The following is a 15,735-nucleotide window of genomic DNA, read 5'->3' on the forward strand; positions in this document are numbered from 1 at the left end:
TCACGCCTGCTTGACCTGCACTTGCGGCAGGGCCTGGCGGCCGCGGCGCAAGAGCTTCAGGGCATACACCGCGAGCCACACGCTGCCGGCAGAAAAGACGATGTCTCCTGGCACGCGCAGCCACACCAGCGTCTCCATCACGCTGGAGTGAATGATCTCCGGCGAGCGGGCGTACCACAGCCCTTTGGTGATGCTGGCCCAGGCCTGGTAGATGCCGGCCGGCAGCAGCGACATGAAGACCATCATGCCGAGACCGATGTTGAGGCACCAGAAGGCGGGCTTCAGGAACTGGTCGGCATGCAGCTGGCGCTCGTAGAGGCCGCGCAGGCAGAAGAGCATGAGGCCGATGCCCAGCATGCCGTACACCCCGAAGAGCGCAGCGTGCCCGTGGGCGGCGGTCATGTTCAGGCCCTGCACGTAGTACAGCGAGGCCGGCGGGTTGATCGCGAAGCCGAGCAGGCCGGCCCCCACGGTGTTCCAGAAGCCCACGGCCACGAACGAGAGGATGACCCACTTGTACGCACCGAGCCATTCCACGTTGCGGGCACGGCGCCAGGTTTGCAGCGCTTCAAGACCGATCAGCGTGAGCGGCACCACTTCGAGGGCCGAGAACACCGCGCCCACGGCGATCACCGAGGTGGGCGTGCCCGTCCAGTACAGGTGGTGCAGCGTGCCGAGGATGCCGCCGAAGAGGAACACGATGGTCTCGGCGACGATGGCACGGTTGGCCGAGGCGGCCCGCACCAGGCCCAGGTTGGTGAAGATCAGCGCAACCACGGCGGTGGCGAACACTTCGAAGAAACCTTCCACCCACAGGTGCACCAGCCACCAGCGCCAGTACTCGATCATCGAGTAGTGCGTGTGCTGGCCCCAGGTGAGCGAGGTGGCGTAGAAGCCGCCGATGCAGGTGGCCGAGAGGAAGACCATCGCGATCAGGCCGCGCGTCTCCGAAGCCTTCTTGAGCGCAGGCCACAGCGCACGCCCGAGCAGGAACACCCAGAACAAGAGCCCGATGAAGAGCAGGATCTGCCAGACGCGGCCCATGCTCGTGAATTCCAGACCCTGATTGCCGAGCCAGAAGCTGAAGTCCACGCCACGGCGTTGCATCGTGCCGAGCCAGCCGGTGATCACCGAGCCGAGCACGACCACGATGAGCGCCCAGAAGAGCACATCCACGCCGAGCTTCTGCAGCTTCGGCTCCTTGCCCGAGAGCAGCGGCGCGACGTAGAGGCCGGTGGCCAGCCATGCGGTGGCGATCCAGAAGATGCCGACCTGCGTGTGGATGGTGCGGCTCGTCACGTAGGGCAGGATGTCGGCGAGCGGGAACCCGAAGAACGACTGGCCCTCGACCGCGTAGTGCGCGGTGATCACGCCCATGCCGATCTGCAAGAGCATCAGCCCGATGACCACGAAGAAGTACTTGCGCGTGGCCTTCATCGACGGCGTGGCCTTGGCACCGGCCAGCGGGTCGGTCTTGGGCACCTGCGCTTCTTCTTCATGCTCGCCGCGGCCGTGCAGCCACAGCATGGCGGCGATGCCGGCGATGAGCAGGATGATGCTCACCATCGACCACATCGCGGCCGAGGTCGACATCGTGTTGCCCACCAGCGGCTCGTGCGGCCAGTTGCTGGTGTAGCTCAGGTTCTCTTCGTTCGGCCGGTTGGTGGCCGCGGCCCACGACGACCAGAAGAAGAACGCGGTGAGCGCCTGGCGGTCGGCCTGGTCGGGCAGGGTGCCGTCGGTCATCGCGTACTGCTCGCGCAGCTTGGCGAGCTCGGGGTCGCTGCCGAAGAGGGCGGTGTAGTGGCTGGCGACCTGCTTGATCGCCTGTGCCCGCTCGGGCGAGACCTTCACCGCGCCGCTCAAATCGTCATACGTGTTGCGGCGCATCTCCTCGCGCACGCGCACGGCGACGACGTCCTTGTCGTTCAGTTGCGCGGTGCGGATGGCTTGCAGCGCCAGCGCTTCACGGTGCAGCCAGTCGGCCGACCAGTCGGGCGCCACATAGCTGCCGTGGCCCCACACCGTGCCGAGCTGCTGGCCGCCAGCGGCCAGCCAGGCCTGCTGGCCGCGCTGGATCTGCTCGCCAGTGAAGATCACGTCGCCCTCGGTCGTCACGACCTGCTTCGGGATCGGCGGCGCGTAGAGATAGATCTGCCATCCGAGGTAGCCGAGCGCCCCGAACGACAGCACACAGATCAGCCCCAGCCATCGCCAGAGCCTCGCAGTCTTGTTCATCATGCACCTCCGCACATGCCGCAGCACGGGCCCTTGGCGGGCGACTTGCTGCTCGTCTTGATGATCCGCACGCGCCAGACGTCGGGGCCACCTTGCAGGTAGTCCCAGCGGAACTGGCCTTCCAGCTCGTGGAGGAACTGGTAGTACAGCGGCTTCGGGTTGTGGTCGTTGATCAGCTCCATCGACTCGTTCACGCCGAGGCCGTGGAAGGTCGAGAAGATCAACGGGTGTCGGTCGCGGGGCGCGATCTCGCGCACGTCGACCTGGGTGTGATGGGTGCTTGTCACCGTCATCTGGGGCTCCTTTTCTGGAGGTTCACAAAAGCTGCATTGCAGATGCACCTATGCTAGGAACGAGCCCTCGTGCGCAACTTGATCGACGTCAAGAACGCGTGGATCAGTCGCAACCTCTTGCATTCCGACCGGCGCGGCAAGGCAGCACAGTCAGCAGGGGCAAATGAAGAAAGTGCTGGACTCTCCCATCGTGGGAAGCTTCACAGTCACATCACACCACCACTTCCGATGGAGTTTTCGATGATCGTCTTCAATGTCAACGACATGACCTGCGGCCACTGCGTGGGCGCCGTGACCAAGGCCGTGAAGTCCGTGGCGCCGAGCGCCACGGTGTCGGTCGACCTCGGCACGAAGCGCGTGCAGATCGACGGCCGCGACAGCGACGCGCCGGCGTTCAAGGCAGCGATTGCCGACGCGGGCTACACGCCTGTCGAAGCGGCGCCTGCCGTCGACCCAGTCGCCGCGCGTGGCGGCTGCTGCGGCAGCTGCCACTGAGATCGGCACCACCTGCACGGGTCACAAGGCATGGAACACCACCACCATCACCATCACGCCGCGCACCACCCCGCGCCGGATGTCGAACCCACGCCCGTCGCAGGCGCCATCTACACCTGCCCGATGCACCCCGAGATCCGGCAGGACCACCCCGGCACCTGCCCCAAGTGCGGCATGACGCTGGAGCCGCTGATCCCCGAGGCGGCGGCCGACGACGACAACCCCGAGCTGCGCGACTTCACGCGCCGCTTCTGGTGGACCCTGCCGCTCACCGTTGTCGTCACCGTGCTCGCAATGGGGGGGCACCGCCTCGGCTGGATGCCGCCCGCCACGCAGAGCTGGCTGGAACTGGTGCTGTCGCTGCCCATCGTGCTGTGGGCCGGCTGGCCGTTCTTCGTGCGCTGTGCGCAGTCCTTCGTGCACCGCAGCCCCAACATGTGGACGTTGATCGGCATCGGCACCGGCGCGGCTTTCGTCTACAGCGTGGTCGCCACCGTGGCGCCGCAAGCGTTCCCGCAGAGCTTCGTGGCGCACGGGCGCATCGGCGTGTACTTCGAAGCGGCGGTGGTCATCATCTCGCTCACCTTGCTCGGGCAGATGCTGGAGCTGCAGGCGCGCTCGCAGACCTCGGCCGCCATCAAGTCGCTGCTGGGCCTGGCACCGAAGACTGCGCGCCGCATCGAGGCCGACGGCTCCGAGGCCGACGTGCCGCTGACGCACGTGCACGTGGGCGACCGCCTGCGCATCCGCCCGGGCGAGAAGGTGCCGGTCGACGGCGTGGTGCTCGAAGGCTCCAGTGCCATCGACGAAGCCATGCTCACCGGAGAGCCGGTGCCCGTCACCAAGCGCCCGGGTGACAAGGTCATCGGTGCCACGCTCAACACCTCGGGCACGCTCGTGATGCGCTCCGAGAAGGTCGGCTCGCAGACCATGCTGTCGCAGATCGTGCAGATGGTTGCCCAGGCGCAGCGCTCCAAGGCGCCGATGCAGCGCATGGCCGACCGGGTGGCCGGCTATTTCGTGCTGGTGGTCGTGGCCATCGCGCTCCTGTCGTTCTTCGCCTGGGGCGTCTTCGGCGGCGAGCAGGGCTGGCAATACGGCCTCATAAACGCCGTCTCGGTGCTCATCATCGCGTGCCCGTGTGCGCTCGGGCTGGCCACGCCGATGTCGATCATGGTGGCCACCGGGCGCGCTGCCACGCAGGGTGTGCTGTTCCGCGATGCCTCGGCGATCGAGAACTTCCGTAAGCTCGACACGATGATCGTCGACAAGACCGGCACGCTCACCGAGGGCAAGCCGGCCTTCGAGAAGGCGGTGGCAGTGGGTGGCGGCCGTGACGACGAGGTGCTGCGCCTGGCGGCCAGCCTCGACCAGGGCAGCGAGCATCCGCTCGCGCAGGCCATCGTCGACGCGGCCCGGCAGCGCCGGCTGACCCTGGCCCAGGCGGTCGATTTCGAATCGTCGAGCGGCATCGGCGTGCGAGGCACGGTGGAGGGCCATCGCCTGGCACTCGGCAACACCGCGCTCATGCAGCAGGAGGGCGTCGACGTCTCGCCGCTGCGCGAGCAGGCGGAGCAGCTGCGCCTGCGTGGCAGCAGCGTGATGTTCCTCGCCCGCGACGGGCTGGCGCTCGGCCTGCTGGCGGTGGCCGACCCGATCAAGGCCAGCACCCCCGAGGCGCTGCAGAGCCTGCACCAGGCCGGCATGCGGGTGGTCATGGCCACCGGCGACGGCCTGACCACCGCGCGCTCGGTGGCGCGCGAGCTGGGCATCGACGAAGTGCACGGCGAGGTCAAGCCCGCCGACAAGCTGGCGCTGGTCGACAGGCTGCAGCGCGAGGGGCGTGTGGTCGGCATGGCCGGCGACGGCATCAACGACGCACCAGCTCTCGCCAAGGCCGACGTCGGCGTGGCGATGGGCACCGGCACCGACGTGGCCATGAACAGCGCCCAGGTGACGCTCGTGAAGGGCGACCTGCGCGGCATCGCCCGCGCCCGCGAGATCTCGCAGAGCACCGTGGCCAACATGCGGCAGAACCTGGGGTTCGCCTTCGTCTACAACGCGCTCGGCGTGCCGCTCGCGGCCGGTGTGCTGTACCCGTTCACCGGCTGGCTGCTGTCGCCGATGATCGCGGCGCTCGCGATGAGCTTGTCGTCGTTCAGCGTCGTGACCAACTCGCTGCGCCTGCGTCGCGGTTGATGCGCGTCAAGCGGGGTCTTGCGCAGGCTTCTAAGCTGGCCGTCGGCCCATTTCGGCCGCTTTTCCGGGAGCCCGCCATGAGACCCACTCTCCACCTGCTGCTCGGCGCCGGCCTGGCGGCAACGCTGGCGGGCGGCTGCGCCACGACCGAGCCCACGCCCGCGGCGCCCGGCGCGATGGGGCCGGCCTCCATGTCGCACGACTGCATGGCGATGCCGATGCACGCCTCCGGTGACGACAAGCCCATGCCGATGATGAAGCCGATGCAATGCGCGGCGAAGGCCGCCGACCCGGCCTCTGCCGCTTCGCGCGATGACCACAAGCACTGACCGGCCGAGGAGCGACAGGATGCCGCTGGTCCCCCGGCGCATGGGCATCGACACGCAGCAGGAGTTCGTCGTCTACATGGACCGCGAATGCGTGGTCTGCCGCTCCGAGGGCTTCGACGCGCAGACCCGCGTGCTGGTGCACAACGGCGGTCACCGCATCCTGGCCACGCTCAACGTCACCGACCCTGGGCTGCTCTCACCCGGCGAGGCTGGCTTGTCCAACAGCGCATGGCTCGCCTTGGGCATACGCGCCTCGGACCACGTCCACGTGACGCATGCGCCGACGCTCGATTCGATGAGCGACGTGCGCGCCAAGATCTACGGCCACCGCCTGTCTGCACCGGCTCTCGACGCCATCGTGCAAGACATCGCCAAGGGGCGCTACCCCGACGCGCACATCGCGGCCTTCCTCGCCGCCTGCGCCGGAGGCCGCATGGACCGGCAGGAGACGATCGACCTCACGCGCGCGATGGTCTCGGCCGGGCAGCGCCTGGCCTGGGGCCGAGCGCCCATCGCCGACAAGCATTGCGTGGGCGGACTGCCCGGCAACCGCACGACGCCCATCGTGGTGGCGATCGTCACCGCCGCCGGCCTGACCATGCCCAAGACGTCCTCGAGGGCGATCACCTCGCCGGCCGGCACCGCCGACGTGATGGAAACCATGACGCACGTGGGGCTCGACGTGCCCGCCATGCGGCGCGTGGTCGAACGCGAAGGCGGCTGCTTCGTCTGGGGCGGCGCGCTCGACCTGAGCCCGGCCGACGACGTGATGATCCGCGTCGAGCGGCCGCTCGACATCGACAGCGACGCGCAACTGGTGGCCTCGGTGCTGTCGAAGAAGATCGCCGCCGGCTCGACCCATGTGGTGATCGACGTGCCCGTCGGCCCCACCGCGAAGGTGCGCTCCGACGCCGACTACCTGGCGCTCAAGGCCTTGCTGGAAGACGTGGCCAGTGCGTGCGGGCTCGAGTTGCGCATCGTGCGCACCCTCGGCACGCAACCGGTGGGCCGCGGCATCGGCCCGGCCCTGGAAGCGCACGACGTGCTCGCGGTGCTGCGCGGAGCCACGCACGCTCCCAACGACCTGCGCATGCGCGCGGTGGCGCTGGCCGGGCACCTGCTCGAGTTCTGCGGCCACAGCCGCGCGGGGGAGGGCCACGACCGGGCCTGCCAGCTGCTCGACACCGGCGCCGCATGGGCCAAGTTCCAGGCCATCTGCGAAAGGCAAGGCGGCCTGCGCGAACCGGCCGTGGCCGACATCCGGCACCCCATCCTCGCCGAGACGACCGGGCTGGTGCATGCGATCGACAGCCGCCGCCTGTCGCGGGTGGCGAAGCTGGCCGGGGCACCGGCCGACGCGGTGGCGGGCCTCGAGATGCACGTCAAGCTCGGTGAACACGTGGAGCGCGGCGCGCCGCTCTTCACCTTGCACACCGAAACGCCGGGCGAACTGGCCTATGCGATGGACTACCTGGCCTCGCACCCGCTGGTGACGATCGGCAAACCCGGGGCCGACGCATGAGCGTCGTCGTGCTGGCGCTGCCCGGCAACGAGGCGATGGCCGAGCGTCTTGCAACAGGGCTCGGCGCGCAGCGGGGCAATGCGTCGGTGCGGCGCTTCCCGGACGGAGAGTCGAGCGTTCGGGTGGTGTCGAGCGTCGAAGGCTGCCACGTCGTGATCGTGTGCACGCTCGACCGGCCCGACGACAAGCTCGTGCCCCTCTTGCTGCTGGCAGCGGCCGCTCGCGAAGCGGGCGCGGCATCGGTCGGCCTGGTCGCGCCGTACCTCGCCTACATGCGGCAGGACGTGCGATTCCAGCCCGGCGAAACCATCAGTGCGAAGCATGTCGCCAGCTGGCTCTCGCAAGGGTTCGACTGGCTCGCGACCGTCGACCCGCACCTGCATCGCATTGCCGATCTCGCCGAGGTCTACTCGGTGCCCACTCGCAACGTGCACGCCGCGCAGGCCATCGCCGACTGGTTGCGCGCCAACGTCGGGCGGCCGGTGCTGATCGGCCCTGACGAGGAAAGCCGGCAGTGGGTGGACGACGTGGCGCAGCGGGCCGGCGTGCCATCGCTGGTGTTGCGCAAGACCCGGCGCGGCGACCGCGAGGTCGAGGTGTCGGTGCCCGACGTGGCGCGCTGGCGCGGCCACACGCCGGTGCTGGTGGACGACATCGTCTCCACCGGCCGCACGATGATCGAGACCGTCGGCCACCTGAAGTCGCTCGAGATGCCGGCCCCGGTGTGCGTGGCGCTGCACGCCGTGTTCGCCGGCACGGCTTTCGACGACCTGCTGGCGGCGGGAGCAGCGCAGGTGGTGAGTAGCGACACGATCGCCCACCCGTCGAACCGGATCTCGATGGCCGACGAACTGGCCCGCGCGGTGCGCGAGCTGCTGCCGCGCTGACCTCAGCGCAGGCCGAGGCCGAGAAGCACGCCTGCCACCACCATCGACGCCACGTAGCCGACCCCCAGCGCGCGGCCGAGCAGCCGGCCGCCGGTGGTCCATGCCATCGCGGCCTTGAGCACCATGTTCGACAGCGCCGCCAGGGCGATGGCGACCGCGGCCACCGACGTCGGGACTGACGATGCCGCGTCCATGCGGGCGGCCGAGATGCTGATCGCGTCCACGTCCACCAGGCCCGACAGAAGGGCGAGGCCGTAGAGGCCACCGAACCCGAACCACTGCTTGCTCGCTTCGGTGAGCAGGGCCATCACGCCGAGGAAGGCGCCGAAGCCGAGCGCGGTGCCGAGGTCGAAGACCGGCAGGTCGGTCGCGGGTGCGGGTTGCGCGCCGCGTGGCCGGCGCCGCCAGTGCAGCGCCGCGAACACCATCAGCATGCCCGCCGCCCCGAGCATCGGCAACGGCAAGAGGCGGCCAAGCGCCGGCGACAGGAGCAGCACGATGACCGCCATGCGCAGGAACATGACCGCGCAGGCGGCGAGCGCACCCGCCGCCGTGGGTTCGATGAGTTCCTCGCGGCCCCGCAGCTGACGCGCGAGCGAGAGCGTCGCGGCCGTCGATGACGCCAGCCCGCCCAGCAGGCCGGTCAGCAGCGTGCCGCGCTGCGCTCCGGCGAACCGCATCGCCACATGGCCCGACAGCGACAGCCCGGCGATCAGCACCACCGCCCACCACAGCCGGTAGGGGTTCAAGGCGCCGTAGGGTCCGTAGGGCTGGTCGGGCACCAGGGGCAGGATCACCGCCGACAGCACCAGCATCTGCAGCGCCGCGGTCAGCTCGCGGTGTTCCATGAGCCGCAGCCAGTGGTGCAGGGTGGCGCGCAGGTTGAGCAGCGTTGCCACGATGACGGCGGCGCTCACGGCGAGCAGCGGCTGCCCGGTCGCCGCCAGCGCGCCGAGCCCGAAGGTGAGCAGCTGCGCGATGGCCGAGGTGGCGCTCAGCTTTCCGGAGAGCTTCACCGACTGCCTGTAGCCCACGCTCACCAGGACTGCCAGGCCGAGGCATCCCGCCGTGAGCAGCCACGGGTCAACGAGCGCCAGCACGCCGCCCAGCAGGCCGGTGAGGGCGAAGGTGCGCAGGCCGGCCACGCGCGTGCCGTCGGCAGCCTCACGCTCGCGCCAGCCGCGTTCGAGGCCGACGATGAGGCCCACGGCCAGCGCGGCGAGGATGGGGCCGAAGGCGAAGGGGTCGAGAGCGGTCAAGATGAAGTGAAGGGACAGGGCAACGTGTCGCGGTGCCCGCATATTCGACCATGCGCACACCGCCATGTTGAAGCGGAGGTGCGGGACTTGACCAGGCTCAACCCCGCTGGCCCGCAGCCATGCGCGCCGCCGGCTAGACTGAGCGCATGTCACGCGACAGGACCCACCGCCGCTGGATCGCAACCCTGCTTGCGGCCGTGCTGGTGTGCCTGCAGCTGGCGACGGCGGCCTACGCCTGTGCCACGCCGGGCAAGCCGGCCACCGTCGTCGTGGCCATGCCCGACATGCCCGACTGCCCGGGCATGACCGCGCTCGATGAGCAGTCGCCCCAGCTGTGCAAGGCGCATTGCGACCGCGACAAGCAGTCGGTCAACACCGCGCCCGCGGCCGATCCTGCACCGGGGCTGGCGGTCGACTGGCTGCTCAGCCGCCTCATGGTCTCGCTGCCCGAGGCTGCGGCGCAGACCCACGTGCTTCCGGCCGTGATGGCCGCGCACACCGGCCCGCCGCAGGGCGCGCCACCCGTCTACATCGCCTACCTCGTTCTCCGCCATTGACCCGTCGATCGATGGGGCCCGCTGCTGCACGCAGCGGTGAGCCCCTGTGCGTTCGAGTCACGGGTTCTCTGGAGAAACGACATGGTGATGTTGCGCAAGGCCGGGCAGGGTGCCCGGCCGCATCGGACCGGCACGGGCCCCTCGCGTGTGGCCGCCTTCCTCGTCGCCGGCGCGTTGTGGTCGCCTGCCTGGGCGGCCCCGCTCACATTCGAGCAGGCGCTGTCGCTGGCCGAACAGCAGGCGCCAGTGCTCAAGGCCCGGCAGGCCGCCACCGAGGAGGCGCTGCACAGCCGCACGGCCGCCGGCCAGCTACCCTACCCGAAGCTGGCGGTGGGGGTCGAGAACTACCCCGTCAGCGGCATGGATCGGTTCAGCTGGAACCGCGAATCGATGACGATGCGCCGCGTTGGCGTGATGCAGGAGGTGCCCAACGCCGCCAAGCGCGCCGCGCAGCGTGAAGGCGCGCAGGCGCGGGCCGAGCGAGAGCGGGCGATGCTCGACGCCGAGCGCCTGGCCGTGCGGCGGGAAGCCGCGCTCGCTTGGCTCGCCCAGCACTATGCAGAGCGCAAGCTGAAGACCTTCGCCGCCTTCGAGCACGAGAACCAGCTGCTGCGCGACACGCTGGCCGCCCGCATCGCCGGCGGCAAGGCCATGCCGGCCGACGCGCTGATGGCCCGCCAGGAAGCGCTGATGCTGGCCGAGCGGCGCGACGAGCTGCAGGCCGGGTTCGAACAGGCCCGAGCGGGTCTTGCGCGCTGGACGGGCGCGCCAGCCGAGACAGATGCCGCGGCACCCGTGATCCCGTTCGACGCGCCGACGTTGCTGCCGCGCTTGGAGCGCCACGCCGAGCTGCTGGCGTCGACGCCGATGCTCGCGATGGCGCGCGCCGAGGTGGCCGAAGCGCAGGCCTCGCGCCGCGGCGACTGGGGCTGGGAGCTGGCCTACGGCAACCGCAACCGTGCGTACGGCGACTTGCTGTCGTTCCAGCTCACGTTCGACCTGCCGGTGTCGCCGTCGACACGGCAGGAGCCGCAGGTGATCGCCAAGCAGAAGCAGCTGAGCCGGCTCGAGGCCGAGCGCGACGATGCCCTGAGACGCCTGCGCGCCGACCTGGAAAACCAGCTCACGGAACTGCAGCGGCTCGAGCGCGCGCTCGACCGGCAGACGGCCTCGGCCCTGCCGCTGGCCGCGGAGCGAGTGCAGCTGAGCCTGGCCGGCTACGAGGCCGGCCGCGCCGACCTGGCCAGCGTGCTCGCGGCACGCAAGGACGCCGCGGAGGCCCGCTTCCGCGCGCTCGACCTCGAAGCGCAGCTCATGGGCCAGCGCGCGAAGCTCGCCTACCTGATCGCGGAGTGAACACGATGAACACGATCCTCAAGACCACGATCGCCGCCGCCACGCTGATCGCCCTCGGCGCCGGGCTGGGCTACGGCCTAAGCACCTGGCGCGGCACCCGCACTGATCACCCGGCCCCAACGGCCGGCGCATCGGCCCCGGCGGAAGGGCGCAAGGTCCTCTACTGGTACGACCCCATGATGCCGCAGCACAAGTTCGACAAGCCCGGCAAGTCGCCCTTCATGGACATGCAGCTCGTGCCCCGTTATGCCGACGAAACGCCGGCCGGTGGCGTGGCCGTCGACCCGCGCTTGTCGCAGACGCTCGGCTGGCGCGCGGCCACCGTCGAGAAGCAGCGTGTGGGCGAGGGGGTGGACTCGGTCGCCACCGTGCAGCTCAACGAGCGCGACGTGGTCACGGTGCAGGCGCGCAGCGCGGGCTTCGTGCAGCAGGTGGGCCGCATGGCGCCGGGCGATGTGGTGGCGGCCGGCGCCTTGATCGCCGAGCTGCTGGTGCCGGAATGGACGGCGGCGCAGCAGGAGTTCCTGGCCGTGCGTGCCACCGGCGATGCGGCGCTCACCGCCGCGGCGCGGCAGCGCCTGGTGCTGCTGGGCGTGCCGGCGGCCACGATCCAAGAGGTGGAGCAGAGCGGTCGCCCGCAGGCGCTGATGGCCGTGCACGCGCCCATCGGCGGCGTGGTGCAGGAACTCGGCGTGCGCGCCGGCATGACGGTGGCTCAAGGCATGACGCTCGTGCGCATCAACGGGCTCGCGACCGTCTGGCTGGAAGCGGCCCTGCCTGAGGCGCAGGCCGCGGTCGCGCGGCAGGGCCAGCCGGTCGAGGTGCGCTTCAGCGCGTTTCCCGGCGAGACGCGGCAAGGCCGGGTGACCGCCGTGCTGCCGCAGGCCAATGCCGACACCCGCACGCTCAAGGTGCGCATCGAGCTGCCCAACCCGCAAGGCCGTCTGCGCGCCGGCATGTTCGCGCAGGTGCGCCTGGGGGGCCGCGAGCAGGAGGTGCTGGTCGTTCCGAGCGACGCCGTGATCCGCACCGGCCAGCGATCGCTCGTGTACGTCGTCACCGCGCCCGGCCGCTACCAGCCGGTGGAAGTGCGCGTGGGGCGCGAGTTCGGCAACAGGACCGAGGTGCTGCAAGGCTTGCAGGCGGGGCAGGAGGTGGTGGTCTCGGGCCAGTTCCTGATCGACTCCGAGGCGAGCATGCGAGGCGTCGCCCCGCTCGCGGCTGCCGCCACGCATGAAGGCAAGGGCAGGGTGATCGAGGTTTCCGACAAGGAGATCACGCTCGACCACGACCCCATCGCGTCGATGAAGTGGCCAGCGATGCAGATGCCCTTCAAGCTCGCGTCGCCGGCGCTCGCGCGTCGGGTGAAGGCGGGCGATGCGGTGCAGTTCGGCTTCACCCAGTCGGGTGACGACTACGTCATCCAGCGCATCGAGCGGACCGGAGCCGCCAAATGATCGCCGCGCTCATCCGCTGGTCGGTCGGCAACCGATTCCTGGTGCTGCTGGCCACGCTCTTCCTGGCCGCGGCTGGCGTGCTCTCGCTGCGCTCGACGCCCATCGACGCGTTGCCCGACCTGTCGGACGTGCAGGTCATCATCCGCACCAGCTACGCCGGCCAGGCGCCGCAGATCGTGGAGAACCAGGTCACCTACCCGCTGGCGACCACCATGCTGTCGGTGCCGGGCGCCAAGACGGTTCGCGGCTATTCGTTCTTCGGCGACTCGTTCGTCTACGTGCTGTTCGACGACCACACCGACCTCTACTGGGCGCGGTCGCGGGTGCTCGAATACCTGAGCCAGATGCAAAGCCGCCTGCCGGCCACGGCCAAGCCCTCGCTCGGCCCCGACGCCACCGGCGTGGGCTGGGTCTTCCAGTACGCGCTCGTCGACAAGACCGGCCCGCATGACCTGGCACAGCTGCGTGCGCTGCAGGACTGGTTCCTCAAGTTCGAGCTGAAGTCGGTGGCCAACGTGGCCGAGGTCGCCACGATGGGGGGCATGGTCAAGCAGTACCAGGTGGTGCTCGACCCGGCGCGGCTCGCCGCCTATGGCATCACCCACGCGCAGGTGCGCGAGGCCTTGATGAACGGCAACCAGGAGACGGGCGGCTCGGTGCTGGAGATCGCCGAAGCCGAATACATGGTGCGGGCGAGCGGCTTTCTGAAGACGCTCGCAGATTTCAAGGCGGTGCCGCTCGCCGCGCGCGGCGGTGTGCCGGTGCTGCTGGGTGACGTGGCCACCGTGCAGACCGGCCCCGAAATGCGCCGCGGCATCAGCGAACTCGACGGCGCAGGAGAAGCGGTGGGCGGCGTGGTGATCCTGCGCAGCGGCAAGAACGCGCAGGCCACCATCGCGGCGGTCAAGGAAAAGCTCTCGCAGCTGCAGGCCAGCTTGCCCAAAGGCGTGGAGATCGTCACCACCTACGACCGCAGCGCGCTCATCGAGCGGGCCATCGACAACCTGTCGATGAAGCTGCTGGAGGAGTTCGCGGTCGTGGCCGCGGTGTGTGCGGTGTTCCTCTGGCACCTGCGGTCGGCGCTCGTGGCCATCATCTCGCTGCCGCTGGGCGTGATGGCGGCGTTTCTCGTGATGCAGTGGCAGGGGCTGAACGCCAACATCATGTCGCTCGGCGGCATTGCCATCGCCATCGGCGCGATGGTCGACGCCGCGGTCGTGATGATCGAGAACGCACACAAGAAGCTCGAAGCCTGGCAGCACGGGCATCCGGGCGACGAGCTCAAGGGCGAGGCACGCTGGGAGGTCATCACCCAGGCGGCCATCGAGGTCGGGCCGGCGCTCTTTTTCTCGTTGCTGATCATCACGCTGTCGTTCGTGCCGGTGTTCACGCTCGAAGCGCAGGAAGGGCGGCTCTTCGGCCCGCTCGCCTTCACCAAGACCTATGCGATGGCGGCGGCGGCAGGGTTGTCGGTGACCTTGATCCCGGTGCTCATGGGCTACTGGATCCGCGGGCGCATTCCCGACGAGCAGCGCAACCCGCTGACGCGCGGCCTGATCGCGCTCTACCAGCCGGCGCTCGACTGGGTGCTGCGCTGGCCGAAGGTGACGCTCGTCATCGCCGGCCTGGCCCTGGCCACCACGCTGTGGCCGCTGGCGCGGCTGGGCGGCGAGTTCCTGCCGCCGCTCGACGAAGGCGACCTGCTGTACATGCCGACTGCCTTGCCGGGCCTGTCGGCGCAGAAGGCGTCGGAGCTGCTGCAATTGAGCGACCGGATGATCAAGACCGTGCCCGAAGTGGCCCGTGTCTTCGGCAAGGCCGGCCGCGCCGAGACGGCCACCGACCCCGCGCCGCTGGAGATGTTCGAGACCACGGTGCAACTGAAGCCGCGCAGTGAATGGCGGCCCGGCATGACGCCCGAGAAGCTCGTCGAAGCGCTCGACCAGGCCGTGAGGATTCCCGGGCTCACCAACATCTGGATCCCGCCGATCCGCAACCGCATCGACATGCTGGCCACCGGCATCAAGAGCCCGATCGGCGTGAAGGTGTCGGGCGTCGACCTGCTCGCGATCGATCGTGTGACCGCGCAAGTGGAGCGTGCCGCCAAGGAAGTGCCCGGCGTCAGCTCCGCGCTCGCCGAGCGCCTGACCGGCGGGCGTTACATCGACGTGCAGATCGACCGCGCCGCCGCTGCGCGCTTCGGCCTCAATGTGAGCGACGTGCAGGCGGTGGTGGCCGGTGCCATCGGCGGCGAGAACATCGGCGAGACGGTCGAGGGCCTGGCGCGCTTTCCGATCAACCTGCGCTACCCGCGCGAGTTGCGCGACAGCCCCGACAAGCTGCGTGTGCTGCCGGTGCTCACGCCGGGTGGGCAGCAGATCACGCTCGGCAGCGTGGCGAAGGTGACCCTCGCCGACGGCCCGCCCATGCTCAAGAGCGAGAACGCGCGGCCGTCCGGCTGGGTGTATGTCGACGTGCGTGGCCGTGACATCGCCTCGGTGGTGGCCGACCTGCGCCAAGCCGTGGCGACTCAAGTGAAGCTCGAGCCCGGCATAAGCCTCGCGTATTCCGGCCAGTTCGAATTCCTGGAGCGCGCGAACGCGCGCCTCAAGGTGGTGGTGCCGGCCACGCTGGCCATCATCTTCGTGCTGCTGTACCTGACCTTTCGGCGCCTCGAAGAAGCGGCGCTGATCATGGCCACGCTGCCGCTCGCGCTCACGGGTGGCGTGTGGTTCCTGTATGCGCTGGGCTACCACCTCTCGGTGGCCACCGGGGTGGGCTTCATTGCGCTGGCGGGCGTAGCGGCCGAGTTCGGCGTGGTGATGCTGCTGTACCTGCGGCATGCGCTGGAAGACCGTCTGCGCGATGGCGGGCCGCTCGATGCGGCCATGTTGATCGACGCCATCCGCGAAGGCGCAGTGCTGCGCGTGCGGCCCAAGGCGATGACGGTGGCAGTGATCCTGGCCGGCCTGCTGCCCATCGTGTGGGGCAGCGGCACCGGCTCCGAAGTGATGAGCCGGATCGCGGCGCCCATGCTGGGCGGCATGGTCACCGCGCCGCTGCTGTCGCTCTTCGTCGTGCCGGCGGCCTTCCTGCTGCTGCGGCGACGTGGTCTGGGTGGGCGAGGGGAGTCGCGCTAATCG

Annotated in this window: 12 protein-coding genes; 9 read left to right on the forward strand and 3 right to left on the reverse strand. The window is 69.7% G+C overall.

Annotated elements, in window-relative coordinates; translation table 11 throughout:
- Both RXV79_RS12465 and RXV79_RS12470 read right to left on the reverse strand, forming a co-directional pair.
- Positions 1-2,238, reverse strand: a complete 2,238-nt coding sequence (locus tag RXV79_RS12465) for a nitric-oxide reductase large subunit (protein WP_316704105.1) — start codon at positions 2,236-2,238, stop codon at positions 1-3.
- Positions 2,238-2,531 carry a DUF2249 domain-containing protein gene (locus RXV79_RS12470; protein ID WP_316703742.1) on the reverse strand — a complete coding sequence of 98 codons (294 nt, stop codon included), beginning with the start codon at positions 2,529-2,531 and terminating at the stop codon, positions 2,238-2,240. Before RXV79_RS12470 ends, RXV79_RS12465 begins: the two co-directional genes overlap by 1 nt.
- A gap of 240 nt (positions 2,532-2,771) precedes the next feature.
- On the opposite strand from RXV79_RS12470, the gene RXV79_RS12475 reads away from it, so the two are divergent.
- From RXV79_RS12475 to RXV79_RS12495, 5 genes are all read left to right on the forward strand, one after another.
- On the forward strand, positions 2,772-3,026 hold the full coding sequence (locus RXV79_RS12475; protein WP_316703744.1) for a heavy-metal-associated domain-containing protein: 255 nt from the start codon (positions 2,772-2,774) through the stop codon (positions 3,024-3,026).
- A gap of 30 nt (positions 3,027-3,056) precedes the next feature.
- Positions 3,057-5,225 carry a copper-transporting P-type ATPase gene (locus RXV79_RS12480; RefSeq protein WP_316703746.1) on the forward strand — a complete coding sequence of 723 codons (2,169 nt, stop codon included), beginning with the start codon at positions 3,057-3,059 and terminating at the stop codon, positions 5,223-5,225.
- Between the two features lie 77 nt (positions 5,226-5,302).
- Complete coding sequence (locus RXV79_RS12485; protein ID WP_316703748.1) at positions 5,303-5,554, forward strand: hypothetical protein; 252 nt, start codon at positions 5,303-5,305, stop codon at positions 5,552-5,554.
- A 19-nt stretch (positions 5,555-5,573) separates the two neighbouring features.
- Positions 5,574-7,076: a thymidine phosphorylase family protein gene (locus RXV79_RS12490; RefSeq protein ID WP_316703749.1), complete on the forward strand. Its 1,503-nt coding sequence runs from the start codon at positions 5,574-5,576 to the stop codon at positions 7,074-7,076.
- The gene (locus RXV79_RS12495; RefSeq protein WP_316703750.1) at positions 7,073-7,963 is read left to right on the forward strand and encodes a ribose-phosphate pyrophosphokinase; all 891 of its coding nucleotides are present in this window, start codon (positions 7,073-7,075) and stop codon (positions 7,961-7,963) included. The genes RXV79_RS12490 and RXV79_RS12495 overlap by 4 nt, the downstream gene beginning before the upstream one ends.
- 2 nt (positions 7,964-7,965) lie before the next feature.
- On the opposite strand, the gene RXV79_RS12500 is transcribed toward RXV79_RS12495, so the two are convergent.
- Entirely contained in the window at positions 7,966-9,222 is a 1,257-nt protein-coding gene (locus RXV79_RS12500) for an MgtC/SapB family protein (protein WP_316703753.1), read from the reverse strand.
- A 146-nt stretch (positions 9,223-9,368) separates the two neighbouring features.
- On the opposite strand from RXV79_RS12500, the gene RXV79_RS12505 reads away from it, so the two are divergent.
- The 4 genes from RXV79_RS12505 to RXV79_RS12520 all read left to right on the forward strand — a co-directional run bounded on the left by RXV79_RS12505 (position 9,369) and on the right by RXV79_RS12520 (position 15,732).
- Positions 9,369-9,779 carry a hypothetical protein gene (locus tag RXV79_RS12505; RefSeq protein WP_316703755.1) on the forward strand — a complete coding sequence of 137 codons (411 nt, stop codon included), beginning with the start codon at positions 9,369-9,371 and terminating at the stop codon, positions 9,777-9,779.
- Positions 9,780-9,860: 81 nt separating this feature from the next.
- The gene (locus tag RXV79_RS12510) at positions 9,861-11,135 is read left to right on the forward strand and encodes a TolC family protein (RefSeq protein ID WP_316703757.1); all 1,275 of its coding nucleotides are present in this window, start codon (positions 9,861-9,863) and stop codon (positions 11,133-11,135) included.
- A gap of 5 nt (positions 11,136-11,140) precedes the next feature.
- Positions 11,141-12,592 carry an efflux RND transporter periplasmic adaptor subunit gene (locus tag RXV79_RS12515; protein ID WP_316703759.1) on the forward strand — a complete coding sequence of 484 codons (1,452 nt, stop codon included), beginning with the start codon at positions 11,141-11,143 and terminating at the stop codon, positions 12,590-12,592.
- A complete protein-coding gene (locus RXV79_RS12520) occupies positions 12,589-15,732 on the forward strand; it encodes an efflux RND transporter permease subunit (RefSeq protein WP_316703761.1) in 3,144 nt (1,047 codons plus the stop codon). Before RXV79_RS12515 ends, RXV79_RS12520 begins: the two co-directional genes overlap by 4 nt.
- The last annotated feature ends 3 nt before the right edge of the window (positions 15,733-15,735 follow it).

This window comes from Piscinibacter gummiphilus, from assembly GCF_032681285.1.
Classification (GTDB): Bacteria; Pseudomonadota; Gammaproteobacteria; order Burkholderiales; family Burkholderiaceae_C; genus Rhizobacter; species Rhizobacter gummiphilus_A.

Excerpts from the sequence above, each read along its gene's own strand:
- RXV79_RS12465 (WP_316704105.1), bottom strand. The coding sequence starts at position 2,238 with ATGAACAAGACTGCGAGGCTCTGGCGATGGCTGGGGCTGATCTGTGTG.
- RXV79_RS12470 (WP_316703742.1), bottom strand. The coding sequence starts at position 2,531 with ATGACGGTGACAAGCACCCATCACACCCAGGTCGACGTGCGCGAGATC.
- RXV79_RS12475 (WP_316703744.1), top strand. The coding sequence starts at position 2,772 with ATGATCGTCTTCAATGTCAACGACATGACCTGCGGCCACTGCGTGGGC.
- RXV79_RS12480 (WP_316703746.1), top strand. The coding sequence starts at position 3,057 with ATGGAACACCACCACCATCACCATCACGCCGCGCACCACCCCGCGCCG.
- RXV79_RS12485 (WP_316703748.1), top strand. The coding sequence starts at position 5,303 with ATGAGACCCACTCTCCACCTGCTGCTCGGCGCCGGCCTGGCGGCAACG.
- RXV79_RS12490 (WP_316703749.1), top strand. The coding sequence starts at position 5,574 with ATGCCGCTGGTCCCCCGGCGCATGGGCATCGACACGCAGCAGGAGTTC.
- RXV79_RS12495 (WP_316703750.1), top strand. The coding sequence starts at position 7,073 with ATGAGCGTCGTCGTGCTGGCGCTGCCCGGCAACGAGGCGATGGCCGAG.
- RXV79_RS12505 (WP_316703755.1), top strand. The coding sequence starts at position 9,369 with ATGTCACGCGACAGGACCCACCGCCGCTGGATCGCAACCCTGCTTGCG.
- RXV79_RS12510 (WP_316703757.1), top strand. The coding sequence starts at position 9,861 with ATGGTGATGTTGCGCAAGGCCGGGCAGGGTGCCCGGCCGCATCGGACC.
- RXV79_RS12515 (WP_316703759.1), top strand. The coding sequence starts at position 11,141 with ATGAACACGATCCTCAAGACCACGATCGCCGCCGCCACGCTGATCGCC.
- RXV79_RS12520 (WP_316703761.1), top strand. The coding sequence starts at position 12,589 with ATGATCGCCGCGCTCATCCGCTGGTCGGTCGGCAACCGATTCCTGGTG.